The sequence below is a fragment of the Glycocaulis sp. genome (assembly GCF_051859565.1).
Taxonomy (GTDB): Bacteria; Pseudomonadota; Alphaproteobacteria; order Caulobacterales; family Maricaulaceae; genus Glycocaulis.
This window is the reverse complement of record NZ_JBHYFK010000005.1, coordinates 14559-35957: the sequence shown is the minus strand read 5'-3', so window position 1 is coordinate 35957 and position 21399 is coordinate 14559. Positions and strand designations below refer to the sequence as shown.

The following is a 21399-nucleotide window of genomic DNA, read 5'->3' as shown; positions in this document are numbered from 1 at the left end:
GCGGCAGTGATCCAGTTGCGTGTCGCACAGCTCGCGGAGACGACATGACCCGGCGCATCCTTCTCATCATTTCCGGCGGCATTGCCGCCTACAAATCGCTGGAGCTGGTCCGCGAGCTGAAGCGGCGCGGTGTGGGCGTAAGCTGCGTTCTCACCGATGCGGCCAAACAGTTCGTCACGCCAATGAGTGTCGCCGCCCTGTCGGGCGAGAAAGTCTATGACAATCTCTTCTCCCTCACCGACGAGACCGAGATGGGCCATATCGAGCTGTCACGCTCGGCAGAGCTGATCGTCGTTGCCCCTGCCACCGCCAACATCATGGCCAAGGCCGCACATGGCTTGTGCGATGATCTGGCTTCCACCACCTTGCTGGCCACTGACAAGCCGGTCCTGATGGCCCCCGCCATGAATGTGCGCATGTGGGAGCACGCCGCGACACAAGCCAATCTCGCCACGCTGAAAAGCCGCGGGATAGCCTTTGTGGGGCCGGACGAAGGCGAGATGGCCTGCGGCGAGTTCGGGCCGGGCCGCATGGCCGAGCCGATGCGTATCGCCGACGCGGCACTCGGCCTCCTGAACGCATGACTGCGCCGCACATCATCATTACGGCCGGACCGACGATTGAGCCGATTGATCCGGTCCGCTTCCTCTCCAACCATTCCTCCGGACGGCAGGGCTATGCGCTGGCTGCCGCTCTGGCAGCGCGCGGCGCGCGCGTGACGCTGGTCTCCGGGCCGGTGAGTATAGAGCCGCCAGCGGGCGCCGAGCTGGTCAAGGTCCAGACCGCGCTGGAGATGCTCGACGCCGTGATGGCCGCCCTGCCTGCTGATGCCTATATCGGCGTCGCAGCCGTGGCCGACTGGCGCCCGGCAACACGCCATGCCAGCAAGATGAAAACCGACAAGGCGGGCTTTGCGAGCCTTCAGCTTGTTGAAAATCCGGACATCCTCCGGGAGGTTTCCAGCCTGCCAGACCGCCGCCCGCGCCTGGTCGTCGGGTTTGCCGCCGAAACCGCATCGGACAGAGGCGCGCTGGAAACGCTTGCGCGCGCCAAGCTGGAGCGCAAGGGGTGCGACCTTATCATCGCCAATGACGTATCAGGCGACGCGATGGGCGGTGCGGAGAACAGTGTGCTGATCGTCGGACGCGATGATGTGAAACAAATCGCCCGCGCGCACAAAGACGTGATTGCGGCAAAGCTGGGCGATTCAGTGATGGCCTTGTTACGCACACCTTTGCGGCGTTAGGCTGCAGCGTGTTCTGGCCGCTGGACCGGGCCGTCCCGTCTGCGGTTGCTATCAGGAGTTTCTCCATGAAGACATTGTTCGCCAGCGGTGCTGCCCTTCTTGCCAGCCTTGTAGCCGGTGCGCCCGCTCTTGCCGACTGCTTCGCCATTCCCGGCGAGGCCGGCGCCCAGCCGACCGTCATCGAAGGCTTCACCGTGCGTGAGGCGACCGCGAGGCCCGGCCCGCTGCAATTACCGCCCTTGCCCGAAGGCACCGGCGCCATTTTGTGCGACCGGGACACCGTCGTACCCGACAGGAACGACTTCAAGGTTCTGCTCGCCGGCCTGCCGCTGATGATCCGTGCAGGCACGCCGGACGACCCCACCGTGCTGAGCCTGGGCATTCAGGACGGCGATTACGCGATCGGCGTCATGATGGGCTCGCTAACCGACCAAGAGCGCACTGCGATCATCTCCACTGTCGAAGGCTTCGACGACAGCATTGACGAGATGGAACGCTGGATGGAACAAAACCCGCAATAGCGGCATCCAGGCGGGGGATTCTTTCATGGTTCAGGTGCGCATCAAGGCGCTGGAGCATTTTGCGGGCCTGGACCTTCCCCGCTATCAGACACCGGGATCGGCGGGTATGGATTTGCCCGCCGCGCTCCCCGAAGACGCGCCGGTCACCCTGCAACCGGGCGACTGGCAGCTGATCCCGACCGGGCTCGCGATTGCCCTGCCCGAGGGCTATGAGGCGCAGGTGCGGCCCCGCTCCGGACTTGCTGCCAAGTTCGGCATTTCCTGCGTCAACACGCCAGGCACGATTGATGCCGATTATCGCGGCGAGTTGCGCGTGAACCTCATAAACCACGGGCGCGAACCCTTCGTGGTACGCCGCGGCGAGCGTATTGCCCAGATGGTCATAGCGCCTGTGGTACAGGCCCAGCTGATACCGGCTGAAACGCTGGACGAGACCGAGCGCGGCACGGGCGGTTTTGGCTCGACCGGGGTCTAGCCCTCAAGCCGGGCAGGCGCAGGATCGCAATAGCTTTTCACGTCGAATATGCGCTGATCGACAATGATGTCGGACGGGCGCAAGGGCCGTGACAGCTCCATCCCTTCCAGCGTGCGCGCACGTGACAGGGCGACATAGGCTTGGCCATGTGCAAACAGGCGGCCCGGCAGATCGAGATAGACCCGGTCCAGCGTCAGGCCTTGTGCCTTGTGAATGGTCATCGCCCAGGCGAGCCGCAGCGGCATCTGGGTGAAGCTGCCGACCGTTTCCTTCTTCAGCGCCTTGGCCGCCGCGTCATAGCTATAGGCATGGCGGTCCCACTGCACCGGCTCGATGCGGTGGACCTCATCGCCGATTTTCACCATCACACCGGCCTCGGCAAAGCCGACAACTTCTCCAAGTGATCCGTTGACCCAGCGCCCGCCCGGATCATTCCTGAGCAGCATCACGCGCGCACCGCGTTTGAGGATCAGCGGATCATCGGTCGGCATGATGCGCTGGTCGAACTGGCCGCTCGTCTTGCCCTCGATCAGTTCCGGCTTGCCGGGCAGGGCATCAAGGCGCTGCGCATTGATGCGGAAAGCAGCCTCGTTGGTGGGGGTCAGCACGACATGGGTGGCGCTGGCCTCCAGCCCTGACCGGCCCGTGACGCGCGTATTGAGCACCGCGCCTTCCTCACGCGTCAGCTCGCCGGTACGTACGGCATTGAGTATCTGCACGAAATCCGGGTCTGCCTGCCGATGGACCTTGGTCAGCTCCAGCATGGAAAACCCCGCATCGCGAAAAGCGGGCGGGTGGAAGAAGAACGGCCCGCCATAGGCCATCTCCAGATAGCCAGCCTCTTCATCGCGCACCACGGGAGGAAGCTGGGAGAGATCGCCGACGACGATCATGCGCACCCCGCCAAAGGGCTCCGAGCTTTCCCGGTTGAGGCGCAGGCTGGCATCAATCGCCCACATCATGTCGGCGCGCACCATGGAAATCTCGTCGATAACCAGGGTTTTGAGCGCCTTGACCGCACGCGCATTGCGCAGGCGGCGAATGTCGGACGGCTCCACAAGGCGCGGCGGCAGGCGGAAAAAGGCGTGCAGGGTCTGCCCGCCCGCCTGCATGGCGGCAACGCCGGTGGGCGCCAGCACGGCGGCGCTGGAACCCAGACGCTCCAGCACGGCGCGCGTCAGCGTGGTCTTGCCGGTCCCTGCCCGCCCGGTGAGGAAGACATGGGAGCCGCCATTGACCAGATAATCGAGCACCGGGCCGTCAAGATCGGCCGAAGCAGGAGATTTGGCGGGCGTATCCATCATCGGCGCAGGCTGACGCGGTTTGCCACCCGCCGCCAGTGCCGAGCTCCGCCCTATTCACACCTTGCTGCGCCCGGTGCGGTGTCAGCTGAGCTCAGGCGCGCGGCAGGCATCCCCCTCAAAGCGGAAATCGCGCACAATCCCGTCCGGGCTGACAACAAAGCGCGTCTCACAATCGACCATCCAGCTGCGCGGCGGCGTGTAGACGGTTTCCTCATACTGCTCGATGCGGACGTGCTGATTGCCCCTGCGGTCGGTCCAGACAATCCGGCGCTCGCGCGGAATGGTGGTGTAGCCGCCCGGATCGTGGCGCTGCTCGGCCACGAAATAGGTCCACACCTGCGAACCATCGCTGAGATAATCGCGCGCAAGCGGAGAGCCGCGCTCGACAATCAGCGCATCGGCGGACTGGCCCAGATGCAGTGCGGCACGCTGGCGATAGCCTTCCTGTGTGGCGCACGCCGAAACAAGCAGACCCAGCGCCGTTGCCACGATCAGGTGTGGCCGTGAAATTCCCCGTACATTCCCCTGTGCCATGAGACACCTCCCTTGGACCGTTTCAAGGCTAGCGTGCTATGGCGTTGATGAACCCTGCCTGAAAGGATGCGTGAAGGTGCGCAAGACCGATATTGACCGTCATGCCCGCCATATCCTGCTGAAGGAGATTGGCGGCCCCGGTCAGGCAAAGCTGGGCGCAGCGAAACTGGTGATGATTGGTGCGGGTGGGCTGGGCGCTCCGGCGGCGCTATATCTTGCTGCTGCCGGGATTGGCCAGATCACACTTGTCGATCCCGACACGGTGAGCCTCGATAATCTCCAGCGGCAGGTACTCTTCCGGACGAGCGATATTGACCGCCCCAAGGTGGACGCCGCGAAGGATGCGCTGCACGCGCTGGACCCGGCGGTCAGCATTGAAACCCACCGCCTGCTCGCTGACGCCAGCAATCTGCCCGCCCTCCTCGAAGGCGCGGACCTCGTGCTTGATGGCTGCGATGATTTTGCGACCCGCTTTGCGGTCAATGATGCGGCCATCGCCGCGCGCATCCCGCTGGTGTCGGGCGCGGTCGGGCGCTGGGACGGGCAGGTCTCCACCTTCGCGCCGCATCTGGGAAACCACGCGCCCTGCTATCGCTGTCTGGTGCCGGATATTCCCCCCGACGCGGAAAGCTGCGCCGTGACCGGCATAGTCGGCGCGATCACCGGCATTGTCGGCACGCTGATGGCGCTGGAAGCGATCAAGCTAATCACCGGCGCAGGCGAGCCGCTGATCGGCCGGGTGCAGATAGTCGACGGGCTTTCAGGAAATCTTCGCACGGTGAAGCTGGCCCGCGATCCGGCGTGCGAGGCGTGTGGGGGGAAAGCTCCAAACAGCCCATGAACTCCCGGACGGCGCAGCCGATCCGGGACCTGTTGCAGGTGATACGGAGAGAGGCCCCGGATAGCGCTTCGCGCTTCCGGGGTTTCAGCTAATCTTGAGCAAACCCCTCAAGCCGCCGCGTCGGCTTCCTCCAGCCGGGATGCATCAGGCTCATAGCCAAGCACAGGCGCGAGGGCCTTTTCGGCCTCTTCCATGCTCCAGCCCTTGCGCTGCGCATAGTCTTCTACCTGATCACGCATGATGCGCCCGACGGCGAAATAGACGCTGTCGGGGTGCGCCAGATAAAGCCCTGAGACGGAGGCTGCCGGGTACATGGCCCGGCTTTCGGTCAGCCTGATGCCGGTACGTGCTGGCGCTTCAAGCAGTCTAAAGAGCAGGTCTTTCTCGGTGTGATCGGGCTGGGCCGGATAGCCCGGCGCCGGGCGGATACCGGCATAGGCCTCTTGAATCAGCTCCGCATTGGAGAGCCGCTCATCGCTCGCATAGCCCCAGATATGCTTGCGCACGCGCTCATGGAGATATTCGGCGAAGGCTTCGGCAAAGCGGTCCGCCAGCGCCTGGAACATGATCGCCGAATAGTCGTCATTGGCCTTCTTGAAGCGCTCGGCGATCTCGTCCTCGGCATCGCCTGAGGTAACGGCGAACCCGCCCACCCAGTCGGTCACATCGCTGCGCACGAAGTCAAAGATGGAGAGATAGGGATTGTCACCATCCTTCTCCGCCTGCTGGCGCAGGCCGTAGAATTTGCCGAGGCGGGCGCTGCAGGTCTCGTCGGCGAAGACGGCAATATCATCGCCCTCGCGCCGGGCGGGCCACAGGCCGACCACGCCCTTGGGTTTCAGCCAGTCGCCCTCCACCATCTGTTTCAGCATCAATTGCGCGTCTTCAAAGAGCGCGCGCGCCGCCTCGCCCCGATTGGGGTCATCGAAGATGGCCGGATACGTCCCCTTCATCTCCCAGCTGAAGAAGAAGGGCGTCCAGTCGATGTAAGGGACGAGATCAGCCAGGCGCACATCATCAATCGTGGTGAGGCCTGGCTGCAGCGGTTTGACGGGCGTATGGCCGGTGGCATCGGCATCGAACGCCTTGGCGCGCGCATCAGCCAGCGTCACGCGGCGGCGATTGCCTTGGGTACGTGCGCGCGTCTCGCGGATGCGGGCGTAATTGGCCTGTATCTCGTCCCAATAGGGCTGGCGCTGGGTGTCAGAGAGCAGCTTGGAGACCACGCCCACAGCACGGCTAGCGTCATGCACATGGATGACCGGCGCCTTGTGGTAGGCCGGCTCGATCTTCACGGCTGTATGGGCCGGGCTGGTCGTCGCGCCGCCGATCAGGAGCGGTATGTCAAAGCCTTCGCGCTCCATCTCGCTCGCCAGAAACACCATCTCGTCGAGCGAGGGCGTAATCAGGCCGGACAGGCCGATAATGTCGGCCTTGTGCTCGCGCGCGGCCTCCAGGATTTTCTCCGGCGGCACCATCACGCCCAGATCCACCACGTCATAGCCGTTACACTGCAGCACCACGCCGACAATATTCTTGCCGATATCGTGCACATCGCCCTTCACCGTCGCCATGATGACAAGGCCGTTGGACTGCTTGTCGAGCCCTGCCGCCTCGCGTTCGGCTTCCATATAGGGGAAGAGATGGGCGACGGCCTTCTTCATCACACGCGCTGATTTCACCACTTGCGGCAGGAACATCTTGCCCTCGCCAAACAGGTCTCCCACCACATTCATCCCGTCCATGAGCGGGCCTTCAATGACGTGGAGCGGGCGCTCGGCGGACTGGCGGGCCTCTTCGGTGTCCTCCACCACGAACTCATCAAGGCCCTTCACGAGAGCGTGCTTTAAACGCTCTGCAACGGGCAAGGAGCGCCATTCGGCTGCGGCCTTCTCTTCGGCCTCTCCGGTGTCGCGATAGGCTTCAGCGGCCTCCAGAAGGCGCTCTGTGGCATCCTCGCGCCGGTTGAGGATCACATCCTCGACCAGCTCACGCAGCTTGGGCTCGATCTCGTCATAGATCTCGAGCTGGCCGGCATTGACGATGCCCATATCCATGCCCGCCTTGATGGCGTGATACAGGAAGACCGAGTGCATGGCCTGACGCACCGGCTCATTGCCCCGGAAGGAAAACGAGATGTTGGACACACCGCCGGAGACATGCGCGCCCGGCAGGCGCTTCCTGATCTCGCGCGTCGCCTCGATGAAGGCGACGGCATAGTCATTATGCTCCTCGATCCCCGTCGCCACGGCGAAGATATTGGGATCGAAAATGATGTCTTCGGGCGGGAAGCCCAGCTCATCGACAAGGATGTGATAGGCGCGCTCGCAGATCTCGACCTTGCGCTCTTTCGTGTCGGCCTGACCGTCCTCGTCAAACGCCATCACCACCACGGCCGCGCCATAGGCAAGGCAGGCCCTCGCCTGTTCGCGGAAGCTCTCCTCGCCTTCTTTCAGCGAGATGGAATTGACGATGGCCTTGCCCTGCACGCATTTCAGGCCCGCCTCGATCACCTCCCACTTGGAGCTGTCGATCATGATCGGCACGCGGGCAATGTCCGGCTCGGTGGCGATGAGATTGAGGAAGGTGATCATGGCCTGCTTTGAATCGAGCAGACCCTCATCCATGTTGATGTCGATCACCTGCGCCCCGGCCTCGACCTGCTGGCGCGCGACATCAAGGGCGGCCGCGTAATCGCCCTCCTTGATCAGCTTTCTAAAGCGCGCAGAGCCGGTGACGTTGGTGCGCTCACCAACGTTTACAAAGACGGCACGGGATTGGGCAGGCGTATCAGTCATAAATCACGAAGCCAGTTCAAACGGCTCAAGGCCCGACAGGCGCATGGCGCGCGGACGCTCCGGCAGAGCGCGCGGCTTACCCGCAAAAGCAGCCTTGGCGATGGCGGCGATATGGTCCGGCGTCGTGCCGCAGCACCCGCCGACAATGTTCACAAGACCGGTTTTCGACCAGTTGGCGATATAGGCGGCCGTTTCCTCCGGTGTCTCGTCATACTCGCCAAACGCGTTGGGCAGGCCGGCATTGGGGTAGGCGAGCACACGCGTGTTCGCGACCCGGCTCATCTCGGCCACATAGGGGCGAAGCTGCTTGGCCCCAAGCGCGCAGTTCAGCCCCACCGCCCAGGGCCGGGCATGGCGCACCGAGTTCCAGAAGGCTTCCGTCGTCTGACCCGACAGCGTGCGGCCCGACGCATCGGTAATGGTGCCCGACAGCATGAGCGGGATGGCCGGGTCCAGCTTTCCTTCATTGCGCAGATCCAGCACGGCCTTGATCGCCGCCTTGGCGTTCAGCGTGTCGAAGATCGTCTCGATCAGGATGAAGTCGACGAATTCGGCCATGGCCAGCGTCTGCCCGGCATAGGCCTCGCGCACGGCGTCGAACGTGACATCTCGATAGCCGGGGTCTTCCACCGAAGGCGATATGGAGAGCGTCTTGTTGGTCGGACCGATAGCGCCCGCCACCGCGCGCGGCGTGCCGGTCTCGGCCTCCACCGCATCAGCCGCCTCGCGGGCAATGCGTGCGCCTTCGCGGGCAATCTCGGCGGCAAGCTCTTCCATCTCGTAATCGGCCTGCGCGATGGTCGTGGCCGAAAATGTATTCGTTTCGGCGATATCCGCGCCGGCCTCAAAATAGGCGCGGTGAATATCGGCGATAGCGTCAGGCTTGGTGAGGTTCAGAAGATCGTTATTGCCTTTGAGTGCCTTGCCCCAGCCCGCAAACCGCTCACCCCGGTAATCTTCCTCGGACGGTTTCAGGCGCTGGATCATCGTACCCATGGCACCGTCCAGCACGAGAATGCGTTTTTGCGATTCCGCTTCGAGCGCCTCAAGGCGCGATTTCCGGTCAAAACTCATGGGATCAGGCCGCCATTTCCACCGGACGCACACCCAGGAGCCGGCAGGTCGCCAGCGCCAGCTCGGCCCGGTTCAGGGTGTAGAAGTGGAGCTGGTCAACGCCCTGGTCGCACAGATCATGGCACAGATCAGCGACCACATTGGCGGTCAGCAGTTCGCGTGTACCCGGATCGCTTTCCAGCCCGTCGAACAGGTCAAACAGGCGCGCCGGGATGGTGGCGCCGCACAGTCCCGCCATACGCACCAGCCCCTCAAAATTCGACTGCATCATGATGCCCGGCACGATGGGGATATCAATGCCCGCTTTGCGCACCCGGTCCAGATAGCGGAAATACACATCCGCATCGAAGAAGAACTGGGTGATGGCGCGCGTTGCGCCATTGTCGATCTTGGCTTTGAGAAGATCGATATCGTGGTCAAAGCTCGCGCTTTCGGGGTGCTTTTCCGGATAGCAGCCAACTGACACCTCGAAATCACCAAGCTTGCGGATGCCGGCAGCCAGCTCAGCGGCATTGGCGTAGCCGCCATCGAACGGCTCATAACGATCACCAACCCCGCTGGGCGGATCGCCGCGCAGCGCCACGATATGGCGCACGCCCGCCGCCCAGTAATCACGGATGACCTCGTCGACCTCGTCGCAGCGCGCATCCACACAGGTCAGGTGCGCAGCCGGCTTCAGCGACGTTTCTTCCACGATGCGGCGCACCGTGCGGTGCGTCCGGTCACGCGTCGAGCCGCCCGCCCCATACGTCACCGACACATAGAGCGGGTCGAGCGGGGCCAGCCGGGAGATGGAATCCCACAGCCGCTCTTCCATCGCCTCGCTCTTGGGCGGGAAAAACTCGAAGGATATGGCCGGGCCGGGCCGGACCGGCAGGTTGCGCCCATCGGGCATGGTGCCGCCTCGCATCACAAACAACTACATAAGGATATCTTTATGCGATTATCTGGCATGCTTCAATGCCAAAGGCGCAAATCGATCTTTGGCAAAACGCACAGACGCCTTATCTAGATGTGCTGGATGCGGGGGCATCGGGCAGACAGCCGCGCTTGAAGGGAAACACGATTGATGCGCCAACTACGCCTTGCAGGATCTGCAGTCCTCGCCGGACTCGCTCTGGCGGCCTGCACCACGCGCCCGGAATCCCTTCAGGCCAACGATCCGTTCGAGCCGCTGAACCGGGCGGTGTTCAGTTTCAACGCGGCCGCGGATGACGCTGTCATCGCCCCCGTCGCCTACGCCTATCGCGATGCGGTGCCGTCGCCAGCGCGCAAGGGCGTGCGCAATGCGCTGAGAAATCTCAACGAGCCGGTGGTGTTTGCCAACCTGCTGCTGCAAGGGCGGCCGGGCGACGCCTTCGCGACCGCCAGCCGCTTTGGCCTGAACACGATTGTCGGCGTGGGCGGACTGTTTGACGTCGCCAGTGAAGCCAATATCGCGCGCCGGGATACCGATTTCGGCCTGACACTCGGACACTGGGGCGTGGAGAGCGGACCCTACATGGTCTTACCCTTCCTCGGCCCGTCCAGCGTGCGCGACACGTTTGGCCGGTTTGTGGACCGTTATCCCCACCCCACCTACTGGGTCGAGGATGTCCGCGAGACCGAGGCGATCTGGGTCTACCGGGGCATTTTTGCCATAGATGTCCGGCTGCAGCTTGATGAAACCTTCCAGAGTCTGGAACGTAGTGCCATCGACCCCTACGTTCAGTTGCGCTCGGTCTACCGGCAGAACCGGGCCAATGCGCTGGAAACAGCGCAGGACTTTGATGATCTGCCCGATTTCGACTGACGTGATGGGAGCCACGCCAGCTACCAGGACAGGAAATATGCTCCAATTATTCAGACTTTCGGCCACCGGCCTTGTTGCGGCCTTCGCCCTGCTCGCTTTCGCCCAGCCTTCGCCCGCGCAAAGCGCCAGCGAGGCAGAAGGCTTTGTCCAGCGCGAAGCACAAGAGGTTATCAACGCCCTGCAGGCCTATAACGAAGGTGAGCTCGACGAGGAAACCCTGAAACGCAATTTCCGCGAACGGGTGGACCTCCTGGCCGATGTGCCACGCATCACGAACTTCGTGCTTGGACGCTATCGCCGTGGCGCGGACGAGGCAGAACTGGAGGAGTTCCGGACCGTGTTCCGGGAGTTCGCCATCAATGTGTATGAGCGTGAGCTGGGCAATTACGCAGGTCAGACGCTGGAGGTAACCGGCTCTGTCACGCGTTCGCCGGGCGACTTCATTGTCCGCTCCACCGTGCGCGGCAACGGGAATGGTGAGAACGTGCCGGTGAACTGGCGTGTGATGAGCAGTGATGACGGCATGAAGGTCGTCGACGCCGAAGTGATGGGTGTGTGGCTCGCCCAGACCCAGCGCGAGGAGATCACCAGCATTATCGGCAATGCCCGCGGTGATGTCAGCGCCGCAACGCGCGCCCTGCGCCAGCGCATGCAGTGATGCTCGTATCTGACGTTTCAGCGCCAGCGCGCCTTGGCGCGCTGGCCGGTCAGTATGACGCCGTTCTGTGCGATGTCTGGGGTGTCATCCGTGACGGAGAGAGCCTGATCGGGCCAGCGCTGGATGCGCTGGTCCACTTCCGGCAACAGGGGGGCCGGGTCTGCCTGGTTTCCAACTCGCCGCGCCGCGCACCCTCGCTGGAGCGCTTCCTGAAAGGCATGGGCGCGCCGGATGGCGTGTGGGACGCCGTTGTCACCTCCGGCGATGCCACGCACGCCCTGTTGTCACGCTTCGGCACCGGCCCGGCCTACAAGCTGGGGCCGGACTTTGATGATCCTATCTATGCTGGCACCGGGCTGGAGTTTGCCGCCCTGCAGAATGCAAAACTCGTCTCCTGCACGGGCCTCGTCGATTATCTCACAGAGACGCCGGAGGATTATGCCGGGCTTCTGGAAGAGGCAGCGGCGCTTGACCTGCCCATGGTCTGCGCCAATCCTGACATAGTGGTTCAGGGGCCCGGCGGGCGGCTGCTCTATTGCGCAGGTGCGCTGGCTGAAGCCTATGAGGCGCTGGGCGGCACCGCCCTCTATGCCGGCAAGCCGCATGCGCCGATCTATGAGCTGGCCTATGAGGCGCTGGCCCGGCTTTCCGGCGAAACGCCGCCCAAGGCACGTATTCTGGCTATTGGCGACGGACCGGCTACGGATCTGGCAGGGGCGAACCGCGAAGGGCTGGATTGCCTGTTCATCACCGGCGGGATCAATTCCGGCGAGATCAGCTGGCCGGACAGCCGGGGCCCGCGCTGGCAGGCCCCGGACCTTGTCTGGTAGGCGCTTCTATCAGGGCTGAATGGCCCAGACTGCATCCACGTTCACCGAGATCGTGATCTCTCCCGGTGCCACTTCGGTGCCCGCATCCATGGCCAGGGATTCGGCGCGGGCATACATCATCGGATAAGGCTGGCTGGAGCTGCTCTCGCTCAGCGAGATAAGCCGCCCCGTAGAGATGCCGGCTGCCTCTGCATAGAGAGAGCGCAGGCGATTGAGCTCGTTCACCGCGCGGCGGCGGGCTTCGTCGCGCGCCTGCGCCGGATCGGAATGGGTGAAGTTCACGCCCTGCAGCTGGTTGGCCCCGGAGGACACCAGCGCATCAATCGTGCGGCCCACACGGTCCATGTCGCGCACGATCACGCGCACGGTATTGCTGGCTTCATAGCCGACAATGCGCTGTTCGCGCCCGCGCTCGGAAGAATCGTAGGGTGCGTAGACCGCGTTGAGCGACAGGCCGGAGGTCTGGATATCACGCCGGGCAATGCCTGCCCGCTCCAGCGCCTGAAACACGCCCGACATGGCCCGCGCATTGGCGGCCAGTGCCTCGGCTGCGGTGTCGGCGCGGGTCTGCGCACCGGCGCTGACCGTGGCCATGTCCGGCGCGATGCGCACCTCGCCCTGCGCCGACAGGGACAGGCGGCCCTCTTGCGTTTCTGTCTGCGCCTGCGCGAGGGCAGGCACCGGCATCATCGCCGCTGCACCCAGCAGCAGACCGGCGGCCAGAGCCGCACCAGTCAGGCGCCGCCGCAAGGCCACACGGGCCGGCGTAACGTTTGAACTATGGTTCATTTTCAATCTCCGCTTTCAATCCGTATCGCGCGCAGGCGAAACCCTCCCGCGCCCCGGACCGGATAACGATCCGGCATCGTCCGCGTTGCACCGCGATTTTCCCATCTCCCCATGCACGCGAGGCAAAAGCAAGGCGGGGTGGTGGCGCGGCAATGGCGATGTGGCGGAGAGGGAGACGGAAGTTGGCGTGAAGCGCGCGCTTCCCCCTCCCGCCAGCCTGCGCTATCAGGGCGCTACGGTGGGCCTGTAGCTCAACTGGTCAGAGCCGGCGGCTCATAACCGCTTGGTTGGGGGTTCGAGTCCCTCCGGGCCCACCATTTTTCCTGTCCTCCCTCGCATCCGCTCGGTCGGTCCTCGCTGACGCTGCGGGCGCGCGGTCGCGCTTGCGAACCCTGCGGGTTCGGTATGTGTCATCGGATCACGGCCCGGCTGGCCTGACTGCAGCCCGCCCCCTACCCTTTCAGCAGCGCTTCGAGGATGCGGCGCACTTCAGCGCCATGTTCGGGATCGCCAAGGCCGAAAGCGGCGGCGGCGCGCAAATATCCGGTCTTGGAGCCGGTATCGAAGGTTTCGCCGGTAAAGGGCAAGGCGTGGAAGGGGCTGGTTTCCATCAGCTTCAGCATGGCATCGGTCAGCTGGATCTCGCCGCCCGCGCCGGGCTTTTGCTCTTCCAGCGCGTGGAAAATCTCCGGCTGCAGGATATAGCGCCCTGAAATCATCAGATTGGACGGAGCATCGGCGATGGCAGGCTTTTCCACCATGCCGCGCATCTCGATCAGATCGCCCTTGCGCTGGCCCGGCTCGATAATGCCATAGGAGCTGACCTCCTCCATCGGCACTTCCTCCACCGCGATGATATTGCCGCCCGTCACCTTGTGGGCCTGTACCATGGCGGCAAGGCAGGGCGTCTCGGCGCGCATGATCATGTCGGGCAGGAGGACGGCAAACGGTTCATCACCAATAATGTCGCGCGCGCACCACACCGCATGGCCAAGACCCAGCGGGGCCTGCTGGCGTACAAAGCTGCACGCGCCGGGCGCGGGCAGGTCGGCGCGCAGCTCTTCAAGCAGCTTCGTCTTGCCCTTGGCCTCCAGCGTCATTTCCAGCTCGTAGGCGGTGTCGAAATAATCCTCGATCGAGGCCTTGTTGCGCCCGGTGACGAAAACAAAGTGCTCGATGCCTGCCGCGCGCGCCTCGTCGACGACGTAGTGGATCGCCGGCCGGTCAAAGACGGGCAGCATTTCCTTGGGCATCACCTTGGTGGCGGGAAGGACGCGCGTGCCAAGACCGGCAACGGGAAGGACGGCCTTGCGGACCGGCTGAATTGTCATGTGCGTATGCTCCCCTCGGTGCTTGCAAGCGCTTCTGCCGGCCTCGACCCCTGCCCGGCAGGCTTGGTAGACTAGGAGGCCGCCTACTGACAACGCAAAGTTTAATGACCCATTCAAGAGAGGATCTACTCGCACAGTGTTGAGGCATATCTGCCTAGCAGCGCGTTGTGCTCAACGCATACCTGCGCCCTGCGCGGATTTCCCATCTTCAGATTTCCTGATCGAACGCGCCGACTTCAGCAGGGTGTGCCAACTCCTGCTTGATCACGGCAAAGATCGCGCTGACGTCTTCCCCGGTCAGCGCCCCGTCTCCAGGCACTGAAAGGCCAGCCCCCGGGAAGGCATCTGGCGGCAGGGCTTGTTGTAGGGTATGATTGTCTTTGCCTATTCAGGTCAGCTTGGACAGAGCATGCCAACGGGAAGCGATCCATGACCAACCCTTATGTGATATTTGAAAAACTCCCGCGTTGGTCGACACGACGGCTGATTGCTTTTGTGGTCGTAACGAATGGGATTTTCTGGGCCGTCGTGATCTGGGCCTGTTTCAAGCTGTTCGGCTAGCAGGCGGACGACACGCCGCGCCCACGGACCCGCATTCGCGCGAGCCAGCTCAAGCTTTTTCGGAGCCATCATATCCGACTTCAATTGGGCAAGACGATCACCGGCCTGCCCGGATCACGCACCGATACCGACCCTGACGAAACAACGCATTGAGCACGCGAAGGGCGCGGTGCCGTCGGCGGCTAACCCTGTGCCCCGGCAAAACTGCAATCCCCATATGGTGACGAATACCTATTCACCGCGACATGGGAGGCGTGGAAGCGTTCCCGCGTTGCCTTACAGCACTGTATCACTTGTTTCGGGGTATATGGACACCACAAATAAGGTCATAAAATCTGCTGTTCAATTTGCTGCACATTTTGCTGCACAATGCGAAAATCGACGGCCATTAACATATTGATATTATGTCAGCAGTACAAATTCTGAAAGCAATTTGGCTCCCTTCCTCTCCGCCAGTTCTCTTTGAAAGCACGGGCTTCTACTGAGCTTTTAGCCAGGCCAATGAAGCTGTGTACGGTTCCTCGTCGCGCAGCGTGCCAGCCAGTTCAAGGAACCGGCGCCGCCGATGGACGGGCGGAGGCCGGTCCATCGGCATTGCCCGTGATCACATGTCCGCCGCGGTGGGGCGCACGATGATCTCGTTCACATCCACCCCTTCGGGCTGCTCCAGCGCGAAGCGGATCGCCCGCCCGATCGCATCGGGCCGAAGCGACTTCTTGCGCCACTGGTTCAGGCCTTCGGCGATCTCTGGCACCGTGATGTCATGGCCCAGCTCGGTGTCGGTGACACCGGGACAGATGATCGTGCACCGCACCTCGTCATGCTCCTGGCGCAGGCCTTCAGAGATCGCCCAGACCGCATATTTCGTGCCGCAATAGACAGCGGCGCTGGGAAGGACGAGGTGGGCACCTACAGAGGCCACGTTCACCACATGACCAGAACGCTGAGACACGAAGCGCGGCAGGACAGACGCAATACCGTTCAGGACGCCGTGGATGTTGACGTCGATCATCCGTTTCCACTCGTCGCGCTTTAGAGCCTGAAGCGGTGAAAGCGGCATGATGCCGGCATTGTTGACGATGGCGTCGATGCGGCCGTACTGAGCCTCGGCGGCGTCCACGAACCCATCGAAATCGTCCGCGTCGGTCACGTCGAGCCTGCGCCAGACGACATTGCCTCCGAGCTCTGCTGCGAGGGCGCTGAGCCGCTCTTCCCGCCGCGCTCCAATGAAGAGATTGGCGCCCGTCGCGGCGAGCTCGCGTACGGCGGCTTCTCCTATGCCGCTCGACGCGCCGGTGATCAGGACGGTTTTTCCAGCAAGTGCTGTCATGGTGTTTCCTTTCGCTGTGGGATGGGCGGACCATGCGCCGCAAGCGAAACGAAACGATAGACAGATCGCCCGGAATGATTGCCCGATCCTCCGCCAGAACCTAGGAGGCGCTTGCGCCAGGACAGGCGCGCATGAAACAAGTATGCATGACCCAACGCACCGAACTCGCACGCCAGATGCTCCGTTTCACGCCGAAGCCCGGTATTCATGCCACCCCGATCGAGCGGCTGACACTGATCCGGTCAGACCAGCCAACCGATGATCTTCCGAGCATCTATGAAGCCTCGGTTTGCCTGATCGCCCAGGGCACCAAGACCGTGTCCCTCGGGGGCACAAGTCTCATTTATGATGCATCGAGCTATCTGGTGGTCTCGGTGGACCTGCCGCTGGTCGGGCGGATTCTGCAGGCGAGCGCTCAAGACCCCTATCTATGCTGCAAGATCGATATCAATCCCGTCGTACTGACAGAGCTGGTCATGCACGAACGCCATCCTGCAGCCACGGGCAGCGCCCCGGTATTCGCCGTCCACCCTGCCGATGAACAGCTAAGCGATGCAGCTTGCAGGCTGGTCAGCCTGCTCGGCCAGCCGGAGCATGCTGACGTGCTGGCGCCGCTGATCGAGAAGGAGATACTGTACCGGCTGCTGCAAGGACCGCACGGCCCGGCGCTGCGGCGGATTGCGCAAGGCGACAGCCATGTAGGCCGCGTCGGCCGTGCGGCTGCTTTCATCCGGGAAAACTACCGCAAGCCGATCCGGGTGGATGATGTCGCTGCGGCCGCCGGTATGAGCCCGTCGTCCCTGCATGAACATTTCAAGGCGATCACGACCCTGACCCCGCTCGAGTTCCAGAAGCGCCTGCGGCTTGAAGCGGCCCGCGCGCTCATGCTGTCGACGGATGCGAACGCCGCCGACGCTGCGTTCGCAGTCGGCTATCAGAGCCCGTCCCAGTTCAGCCGCGAGTACCGGCGTGCCTTCAATGCGTCGCCGCGCCTCGACGCCGACCGACTGAAGGCGTCGGGATATGCCGGCACTTGAAACGGCGCAGGCATCGGCCGGCTTCGCTTCAAGCAATGGCCCCTTCATATTGCGTGGCCTCGTCTGTGGCGGCTGCTGCCACAGCCTGGCGAGCATAACGCACGGGCGGCATCCCTGCTTCACGCTGGAATGCCACGCTGAAGGCGCTCGCCGAGCTGTATCCCACCTGCCGGGCAATTTCGGCTACGCTGACGTCCCGCTTCCTCAAGAGGTTTTTCGCCAGCGCCAGCCGCCAGGCTGTCAGGTATTCCATCGGGGCGATGCCGACCACGCTCTGGAACCGCGCATGGAAACCTGACCGCGACATGGCCGCCTCGCGCGCAAGGATGGCCACCGACCAGCTGCGTCCGGGGGCGGCATGCATGGCGCGGATCGCTCCGGCCAGACGATCATCGCGGAGCCCGCGTAAAAGGCCCGGCGACTGGCCGGGCTCGGCCGTTGAACGCAACGCTTCGATCAGAAGCACTTCGAGAAGGTGCTGCAACACCACCTCCCGGGCGGGCTTATTGCCAAGCGCCTCCTCGCCGAGCAGTTGCATGACCATGGCGAGGCGATACTCGCCCCGCACCACCACCATTTGCGGCAGAAGCGAGGAGAGCAATGCCGCATCATCAGACTGGAAGATGCAGTACCCCACCAGGGCGCGCATATCGGCCGGACCATCGATCCTGCCAACCCTATACCCGCCCCCGGGCAGGATGAACGGATTGATCACCATGTCCGACTCGCGGCTGGGCGCTTCGCTCCACATCATGAAATCCTGAGCGAAGGGTATGAGGATGAAATCGCCCGCATTTACGATGATTTCGCCAAGCTGATGATCACGGTAGCGCAGGCTACCCTTGAGCACCGCCACATAATAAGGGTTGGGCGACTGGGTGCGCCTCACACGCCAGGGGCCGGACCCTGTGACGCATTTGGAAAAGGGCGCGCCTGGCTGCAGCAAGGCAACGATCTGAGCGAGGGGATCCGCCATAATGGACTCTTACGAAAACTTTCTGGACATCTGATGATAGAACGTCCAGCGCGGCGTGACCATGTTCTGTTCAGTCAACCACGAACAGGACCCTTCCATGACCCATTCACCCCGCATCGCACTCGTAACCGGCGCCAATCAGGGCATCGGGCTTCAGATCGCCTCCGATCTCGCCAGGGCCGGCCTCACCGTACTCCTCGCCTCGCGTAATCCCGGCCGCGGCAAGGAAGCGGCCCGGAACCTTGACGGCGACGTGCATCCCATCCAGCTCGATGTCACCGATGAGGCATCGATCCGTGCGGCGGTCGAAGGGGTCGAAAGCCGGTTCGGCCGTCTCGACATCCTCATCAACAATGCCGCCATCTCCCGGGCCAATGGTGAAGGCGCGGAGACGATGCAGGATTATATCCAACGCTCGCGCGCGACGCTGATCTCGGTCGATGAGGTACGCGCTATATGGGAGACCAATGTCTTTGGCGTGCTGGCCCTCACCCAGGCCTTCGTGCCGCTGCTGCGCAAGTCCGACGATGCCCGCATCGTCAACGTGTCCAGCGGTCTCGGCTCGCTCACGATCAACGCCGCGCCGCACCCCTACCGGGCGACGTTCAATCCCGGTTATGGCGCGTCGAAGACGGCGCTCAACGCCATCACGCTCGCCTTCGCCATTGAACTCGAGGACGAGGGCATCAAGGTCAATGCGGTGACACCGGGCTTCACGAAGACCGCGCTCAACAATTACGAAGGCACCGACACCGTCGAGCAGGGCGCAGCCGAAGCCGTTCGCGTGGCGCTTCTCGGCAAGGACGGGCCGACGGGAACCTTCACGGCGTGGGAAAACGAGACCGTGCCCTGGTGACAGGGCGAGGCACGCCCCGGTTCCGCCACGCCGTGGCGGAACCGGGCGCCGAATGCGCCCTCGGGCAGGACCCGCCGGATCTGATCCAGGTCGTCAGCCGTCAGTCGGATGTCCGCCGCGCCGGCATTCTCCTCCAGCCGTTCAATGCGCCGCGTTCCCGGGATCGGCACGATGTCCTCGCCTTGAGCGAGAAGCCAGCCAAGAGCCAGCTGCGCCACGGTGCCCCCCTGGATTTGGCCATCTCCGTGAGATGCTGGACAGCGTCGAGGTTCTTCTCGAAATTGCCCGGCTGCCAGCGCGGATCGAAACGCCGCATATCGGTCTCCTCATTCTCGGCGGCAGGCTTCACCGCCCCTGTCAGGAACCCGCTGCCAAACGGACTGTAGGCGACAAAACCGATACCCAGTTCGCGTTCGTCTGGCAGCACCGCCACCCATTCCCGGCTTTGCGGTCTCGGGGCCGTTCCGGCACGAAGCGGCTTGAAGCCCCCGCGGCCTTCCTCACTCCAGTTCCAGCTCGAACGGACCCGCTGGCAGCCCTGTCTCATGATAGAGGTTGAGGATCGGGGCATCGGCCCAGCCAAAGCGGACCCGCACCGGCCGCGGCCCCGCCCCGGACGCCAAAAGGACGGACGACGGACCGGCCAGATGCCCCGGCACAAACCGGCATGTCAGCGCCTCATCGCACAGCTCGAAACCAGTAGCCACATTGCCGCCAGCGAGCATCAGTGCGCCCTCTGCCGCGAACTCCACGAGGATCGCACTACCCTGTGCGTATGCGCGCAAAGGACGAGGTCCCCAAGGCGATGGAATACTCTCCCCGTCCAGAAACCGCGCCGTCCGGGATACCCGCTGGGCCACGGCCTGCTTGTTGGGCGGGTGGATGTCGAAGCGGTCTCCAACATCAATGGCGACCACCAGCCCGGTCAGCAGGTCTGCCTCGGCGATGCGCCGCTGCGCCTCGCGTACTTCCGCCCAGCCGGAAGGAGCCGGATCACCGCGCAGCGCGCCGAAATTGGCAAGCTGGATAATGACGGCCGGAAGATCAGCCCTGAACTGTCCGCGCCAGCCCGCCAGCAGGGCGGCCAACGAGGCATCATAGGTTTCCGGGCGGCCGGTATTGGACTCGCCCTGATACCAGAGCGCTCCTGCCAGCCCCGCCGGACCAAGCGGTGCGATCATCCCGTTGTGAAGCCCGGCAAGCCCGCCGACAGATTGCCACGGCATGGCCGGTGGCACGCCACGGACAGGATTGACCCGCTGATAACTCCAGCCGGTATCGAGTGGTACGGTTTGCGCGCTTTCAAAGCCGAGAGCCAGATCGGTTGCCGGCCCGGTCATGCCGCCCGCACCCCAGCTATTGTACACATTGACGCTCAGCGTGTTCTGACCGGTCCGCAGCATGTCTGCAGGGACAGTGTAGGTGCGCGGTGTGCCCCAGCCGAACGACCCTGCCAGGAAGCGGCCATTGATCCAGACAGCGTCGATTTCGTCGATCCCGCCAAGCGAGAGCGTAGCCGGACTTGCCGCCTGCTGAGGAGAAAGATCAAACCGGGTCTGGTACCAGAGCATGCCAAGATGGCCGTGCATCGCCTCATCAGCCCAGCCTCGCCAGTCTGAAAAGTCCGGCACTGGTGTCCATGGACCAGACCTATCCTCCCAGGGCAAGGACGGATCATATCCGCCCCTCCACCATGCCTCCCATGTCTCGCCGTAGCGGGCCATGCCGGCCTGCGGATCGCGGACGTACTGCTCCAGGAGGTCCAGCCCATCTTGCGCAACACCGGCGCTGCGCAAGGCCTCCGCATTCATCCACGCCTCGATCTGCGAGCCACCCCAGGACGCATTGATCAGGCCAACCGGCAGGCCCGTTTGCTCCCGCCTCTCGCGTCCGAAGAAGTAGCAGATGGCCGAAAACCCGGCCGCCGTCTCCGGCGTCGAGGCTGCCCATGCGGTGCCTTCCGGCAGGACTTGCATGGCCTGCAACTGGCTGGTCTGGGGAATGGAGAGGAGTTGCAGTCCGCGATCACTGGCGGATGTCAGCTCGGTATCGGGGTTGAGCGCCCGCCTTACCGGAAATTCCATGTTCGACTGTCCAGAGCACAGCCACACCTCGCCTGTCATGGCATCGGAGACACGCGCCTGGCGTGTTCCACTGCGCACCACGAGATCCACCGGAACGCCGCCTTCCAACGCCCCGAATGTGGCAGACCAGCGCCCCTCGGCATCGGCTGTCACGGTCTGGCGACGCGTATTGAGCGAAACATCAACCGCCGCGAGGGGCTCTGCGTGCCCCCAGAGGATCACCGGCTGCCCATGCTGGATCACCATCCCGTCAGAGAAGAACGACGCCAGCAGCGGCGGGGCTTCATCGGCTCTGGCCGCGGCGCCTTGCAGGCCGGAAAAGAGGCACAGCCAAATCAGCAGACACATACGCATTCTCATGC

18 protein-coding genes, 1 tRNA gene and 2 pseudogenes are annotated in these 21399 nt (G+C 63.5%); 10 read left to right on the top strand and 11 right to left on the bottom strand.

The genetic code is table 11. The features are described 5' to 3' along the window. Positions 1 to 44 precede the first annotated feature (44 nt). The 3 genes and pseudogenes from coaBC (at position 45) to dut (ending at position 2242) form a co-directional block, all read left to right on the top strand. A pseudogene (coaBC, locus tag ACTIGC_RS08385) lies at positions 45 to 1246 on the top strand (bifunctional phosphopantothenoylcysteine decarboxylase/phosphopantothenate--cysteine ligase CoaBC). A 65-nt stretch (positions 1247 to 1311) separates the two neighbouring features. Then, positions 1312 to 1767 (top strand): hypothetical protein, encoded by a 456-nt coding sequence (locus ACTIGC_RS08380; protein WP_439633968.1) that lies wholly within the window; start codon positions 1312 to 1314, stop codon positions 1765 to 1767. A gap of 25 nt (positions 1768 to 1792) precedes the next feature. Then, positions 1793 to 2242, top strand: coding sequence for a dUTP diphosphatase (dut, locus tag ACTIGC_RS08375; protein ID WP_439633967.1), 450 nt, complete (start codon positions 1793 to 1795; stop codon positions 2240 to 2242). On the opposite strand, the gene ACTIGC_RS08370 is transcribed toward dut, so the two are convergent. Together ACTIGC_RS08370 and ACTIGC_RS08365 are read right to left on the bottom strand one after the other, a co-directional pair. Continuing rightward, the gene (locus ACTIGC_RS08370; RefSeq protein ID WP_127565562.1) at positions 2239 to 3546 is read right to left on the bottom strand and encodes an ATP-dependent DNA helicase; all 1308 of its coding nucleotides are present in this window, start codon (positions 3544 to 3546) and stop codon (positions 2239 to 2241) included. The genes dut and ACTIGC_RS08370 overlap by 4 nt on opposite strands. Positions 3547 to 3627: 81 nt before the next feature. Next, complete coding sequence (locus ACTIGC_RS08365) at positions 3628 to 4080, bottom strand: hypothetical protein (protein WP_439633966.1); 453 nt, start codon at positions 4078 to 4080, stop codon at positions 3628 to 3630. A gap of 70 nt (positions 4081 to 4150) precedes the next feature. On the opposite strand from ACTIGC_RS08365, the gene ACTIGC_RS08360 reads away from it, so the two are divergent. Further along, the gene (locus ACTIGC_RS08360; RefSeq protein ID WP_439633965.1) at positions 4151 to 4921 is read left to right on the top strand and encodes a HesA/MoeB/ThiF family protein; all 771 of its coding nucleotides are present in this window, start codon (positions 4151 to 4153) and stop codon (positions 4919 to 4921) included. A gap of 107 nt (positions 4922 to 5028) precedes the next feature. Here the strand turns inward: ACTIGC_RS08360 and metH are convergent, their stop codons facing one another. From metH to metF, 3 genes are read right to left on the bottom strand one after another with little or no spacing between them, the layout of a single operon-like run. Then, positions 5029 to 7719, bottom strand: a complete 2691-nt coding sequence (gene metH / locus ACTIGC_RS08355; RefSeq protein WP_439633964.1) for a methionine synthase — start codon at positions 7717 to 7719, stop codon at positions 5029 to 5031. A 3-nt stretch (positions 7720 to 7722) separates the two neighbouring features. Further along, entirely contained in the window at positions 7723 to 8793 is a 1071-nt protein-coding gene (locus ACTIGC_RS08350; protein WP_439633963.1) for a homocysteine S-methyltransferase family protein, read from the bottom strand. A gap of 4 nt (positions 8794 to 8797) precedes the next feature. Next, the gene (metF, locus tag ACTIGC_RS08345; RefSeq protein WP_439634179.1) at positions 8798 to 9703 is read right to left on the bottom strand and encodes a methylenetetrahydrofolate reductase [NAD(P)H]; all 906 of its coding nucleotides are present in this window, start codon (positions 9701 to 9703) and stop codon (positions 8798 to 8800) included. 159 nt (positions 9704 to 9862) lie between these two features. On the opposite strand from metF, the gene ACTIGC_RS08340 reads away from it, so the two are divergent. Genes ACTIGC_RS08340 through ACTIGC_RS08330 form a run of 3 tightly spaced genes read left to right on the top strand, consistent with a single transcriptional unit; the run spans position 9863 to position 12073 of the window. Beyond that, on the top strand, positions 9863 to 10585 hold the full coding sequence (locus ACTIGC_RS08340) for an MlaA family lipoprotein (RefSeq protein WP_439633962.1): 723 nt from the start codon (positions 9863 to 9865) through the stop codon (positions 10583 to 10585). A gap of 37 nt (positions 10586 to 10622) precedes the next feature. Then, the gene (locus ACTIGC_RS08335) at positions 10623 to 11243 is read left to right on the top strand and encodes an MlaC/ttg2D family ABC transporter substrate-binding protein (RefSeq protein ID WP_439633961.1); all 621 of its coding nucleotides are present in this window, start codon (positions 10623 to 10625) and stop codon (positions 11241 to 11243) included. Then, complete coding sequence (locus ACTIGC_RS08330; protein WP_439633960.1) at positions 11243 to 12073, top strand: TIGR01459 family HAD-type hydrolase; 831 nt, start codon at positions 11243 to 11245, stop codon at positions 12071 to 12073. The genes ACTIGC_RS08335 and ACTIGC_RS08330 overlap by 1 nt, the downstream gene beginning before the upstream one ends. A gap of 9 nt (positions 12074 to 12082) precedes the next feature. Here ACTIGC_RS08330 and ACTIGC_RS08325 read toward each other — a convergent pair whose 3' ends face one another. Further along, a complete protein-coding gene (locus ACTIGC_RS08325) occupies positions 12083 to 12862 on the bottom strand; it encodes an SIMPL domain-containing protein (RefSeq protein ID WP_439633959.1) in 780 nt (259 codons plus the stop codon). A 240-nt stretch (positions 12863 to 13102) separates the two neighbouring features. Here ACTIGC_RS08325 and ACTIGC_RS08320 point away from each other — a divergent pair. After that, positions 13103 to 13179: transfer RNA gene (locus ACTIGC_RS08320), tRNA-Ile, on the top strand. 135 nt (positions 13180 to 13314) lie between these two features. Here the strand turns inward: ACTIGC_RS08320 and galU are convergent. Both galU and ACTIGC_RS08310 read right to left on the bottom strand, forming a co-directional pair. Next, the gene (gene galU, locus ACTIGC_RS08315) at positions 13315 to 14193 is read right to left on the bottom strand and encodes a UTP--glucose-1-phosphate uridylyltransferase GalU (RefSeq protein WP_439633958.1); all 879 of its coding nucleotides are present in this window, start codon (positions 14191 to 14193) and stop codon (positions 13315 to 13317) included. Between the two features lie 1165 nt (positions 14194 to 15358). Continuing rightward, the gene (locus tag ACTIGC_RS08310) at positions 15359 to 16084 is read right to left on the bottom strand and encodes an SDR family oxidoreductase (protein WP_439633957.1); all 726 of its coding nucleotides are present in this window, start codon (positions 16082 to 16084) and stop codon (positions 15359 to 15361) included. Positions 16085 to 16230: 146 nt separating this feature from the next. On the opposite strand from ACTIGC_RS08310, the gene ACTIGC_RS08305 reads away from it, so the two are divergent. Further along, complete coding sequence (locus ACTIGC_RS08305) at positions 16231 to 17121, top strand: AraC family transcriptional regulator N-terminal domain-containing protein (RefSeq protein WP_439633956.1); 891 nt, start codon at positions 16231 to 16233, stop codon at positions 17119 to 17121. Positions 17122 to 17149: 28 nt separating this feature from the next. Here the strand turns inward: ACTIGC_RS08305 and ACTIGC_RS08300 are convergent, their stop codons facing one another. After that, the gene (locus ACTIGC_RS08300) at positions 17150 to 18097 is read right to left on the bottom strand and encodes a cupin domain-containing protein (RefSeq protein ID WP_439633955.1); all 948 of its coding nucleotides are present in this window, start codon (positions 18095 to 18097) and stop codon (positions 17150 to 17152) included. Between the two features lie 97 nt (positions 18098 to 18194). Between ACTIGC_RS08300 and ACTIGC_RS08295 the strand changes: the two genes are divergently transcribed. Beyond that, the gene (locus ACTIGC_RS08295; RefSeq protein ID WP_439633954.1) at positions 18195 to 18953 is read left to right on the top strand and encodes an SDR family oxidoreductase; all 759 of its coding nucleotides are present in this window, start codon (positions 18195 to 18197) and stop codon (positions 18951 to 18953) included. A 38-nt stretch (positions 18954 to 18991) separates the two neighbouring features. Here the strand turns inward: ACTIGC_RS08295 and ACTIGC_RS08290 are convergent. Beyond that, a pseudogene (locus tag ACTIGC_RS08290) lies at positions 18992 to 19380 on the bottom strand (aldo/keto reductase); the annotation flags it as partial. Between the two features lie 73 nt (positions 19381 to 19453). Beyond that, a complete protein-coding gene (locus ACTIGC_RS08285) occupies positions 19454 to 21385 on the bottom strand; it encodes a sialate O-acetylesterase (RefSeq protein ID WP_439633953.1) in 1932 nt (643 codons plus the stop codon). Between the last annotated feature and the right edge of the window lie 14 nt (positions 21386 to 21399).

Bases quoted from the DNA above. Each gene is read 5' to 3' on its own strand.
- ACTIGC_RS08380 (WP_439633968.1), top strand. From the start codon at position 1,312: ATGAAGACATTGTTCGCCAGCGGTGCTGCCCTTCTTGCCAGCCTTGTA.
- dut (WP_439633967.1), top strand. From the start codon at position 1,793: ATGGTTCAGGTGCGCATCAAGGCGCTGGAGCATTTTGCGGGCCTGGAC.
- ACTIGC_RS08370 (WP_127565562.1), bottom strand. From the start codon at position 3,546: ATGATGGATACGCCCGCCAAATCTCCTGCTTCGGCCGATCTTGACGGC.
- ACTIGC_RS08365 (WP_439633966.1), bottom strand. From the start codon at position 4,080: ATGGCACAGGGGAATGTACGGGGAATTTCACGGCCACACCTGATCGTG.
- metH (WP_439633964.1), bottom strand. From the start codon at position 7,719: ATGACTGATACGCCTGCCCAATCCCGTGCCGTCTTTGTAAACGTTGGT.
- ACTIGC_RS08350 (WP_439633963.1), bottom strand. From the start codon at position 8,793: ATGAGTTTTGACCGGAAATCGCGCCTTGAGGCGCTCGAAGCGGAATCG.
- metF (WP_439634179.1), bottom strand. From the start codon at position 9,703: ATGCGAGGCGGCACCATGCCCGATGGGCGCAACCTGCCGGTCCGGCCC.
- ACTIGC_RS08340 (WP_439633962.1), top strand. From the start codon at position 9,863: ATGCGCCAACTACGCCTTGCAGGATCTGCAGTCCTCGCCGGACTCGCT.
- ACTIGC_RS08335 (WP_439633961.1), top strand. From the start codon at position 10,623: ATGCTCCAATTATTCAGACTTTCGGCCACCGGCCTTGTTGCGGCCTTC.
- ACTIGC_RS08330 (WP_439633960.1), top strand. From the start codon at position 11,243: ATGCTCGTATCTGACGTTTCAGCGCCAGCGCGCCTTGGCGCGCTGGCC.
- ACTIGC_RS08325 (WP_439633959.1), bottom strand. From the start codon at position 12,862: ATGAACCATAGTTCAAACGTTACGCCGGCCCGTGTGGCCTTGCGGCGG.
- galU (WP_439633958.1), bottom strand. From the start codon at position 14,193: ATGACAATTCAGCCGGTCCGCAAGGCCGTCCTTCCCGTTGCCGGTCTT.
- ACTIGC_RS08310 (WP_439633957.1), bottom strand. From the start codon at position 16,084: ATGACAGCACTTGCTGGAAAAACCGTCCTGATCACCGGCGCGTCGAGC.
- ACTIGC_RS08305 (WP_439633956.1), top strand. From the start codon at position 16,231: ATGACCCAACGCACCGAACTCGCACGCCAGATGCTCCGTTTCACGCCG.
- ACTIGC_RS08300 (WP_439633955.1), bottom strand. From the start codon at position 18,097: ATGGCGGATCCCCTCGCTCAGATCGTTGCCTTGCTGCAGCCAGGCGCG.
- ACTIGC_RS08295 (WP_439633954.1), top strand. From the start codon at position 18,195: ATGACCCATTCACCCCGCATCGCACTCGTAACCGGCGCCAATCAGGGC.
- ACTIGC_RS08285 (WP_439633953.1), bottom strand. From the start codon at position 21,385: ATGTGTCTGCTGATTTGGCTGTGCCTCTTTTCCGGCCTGCAAGGCGCC.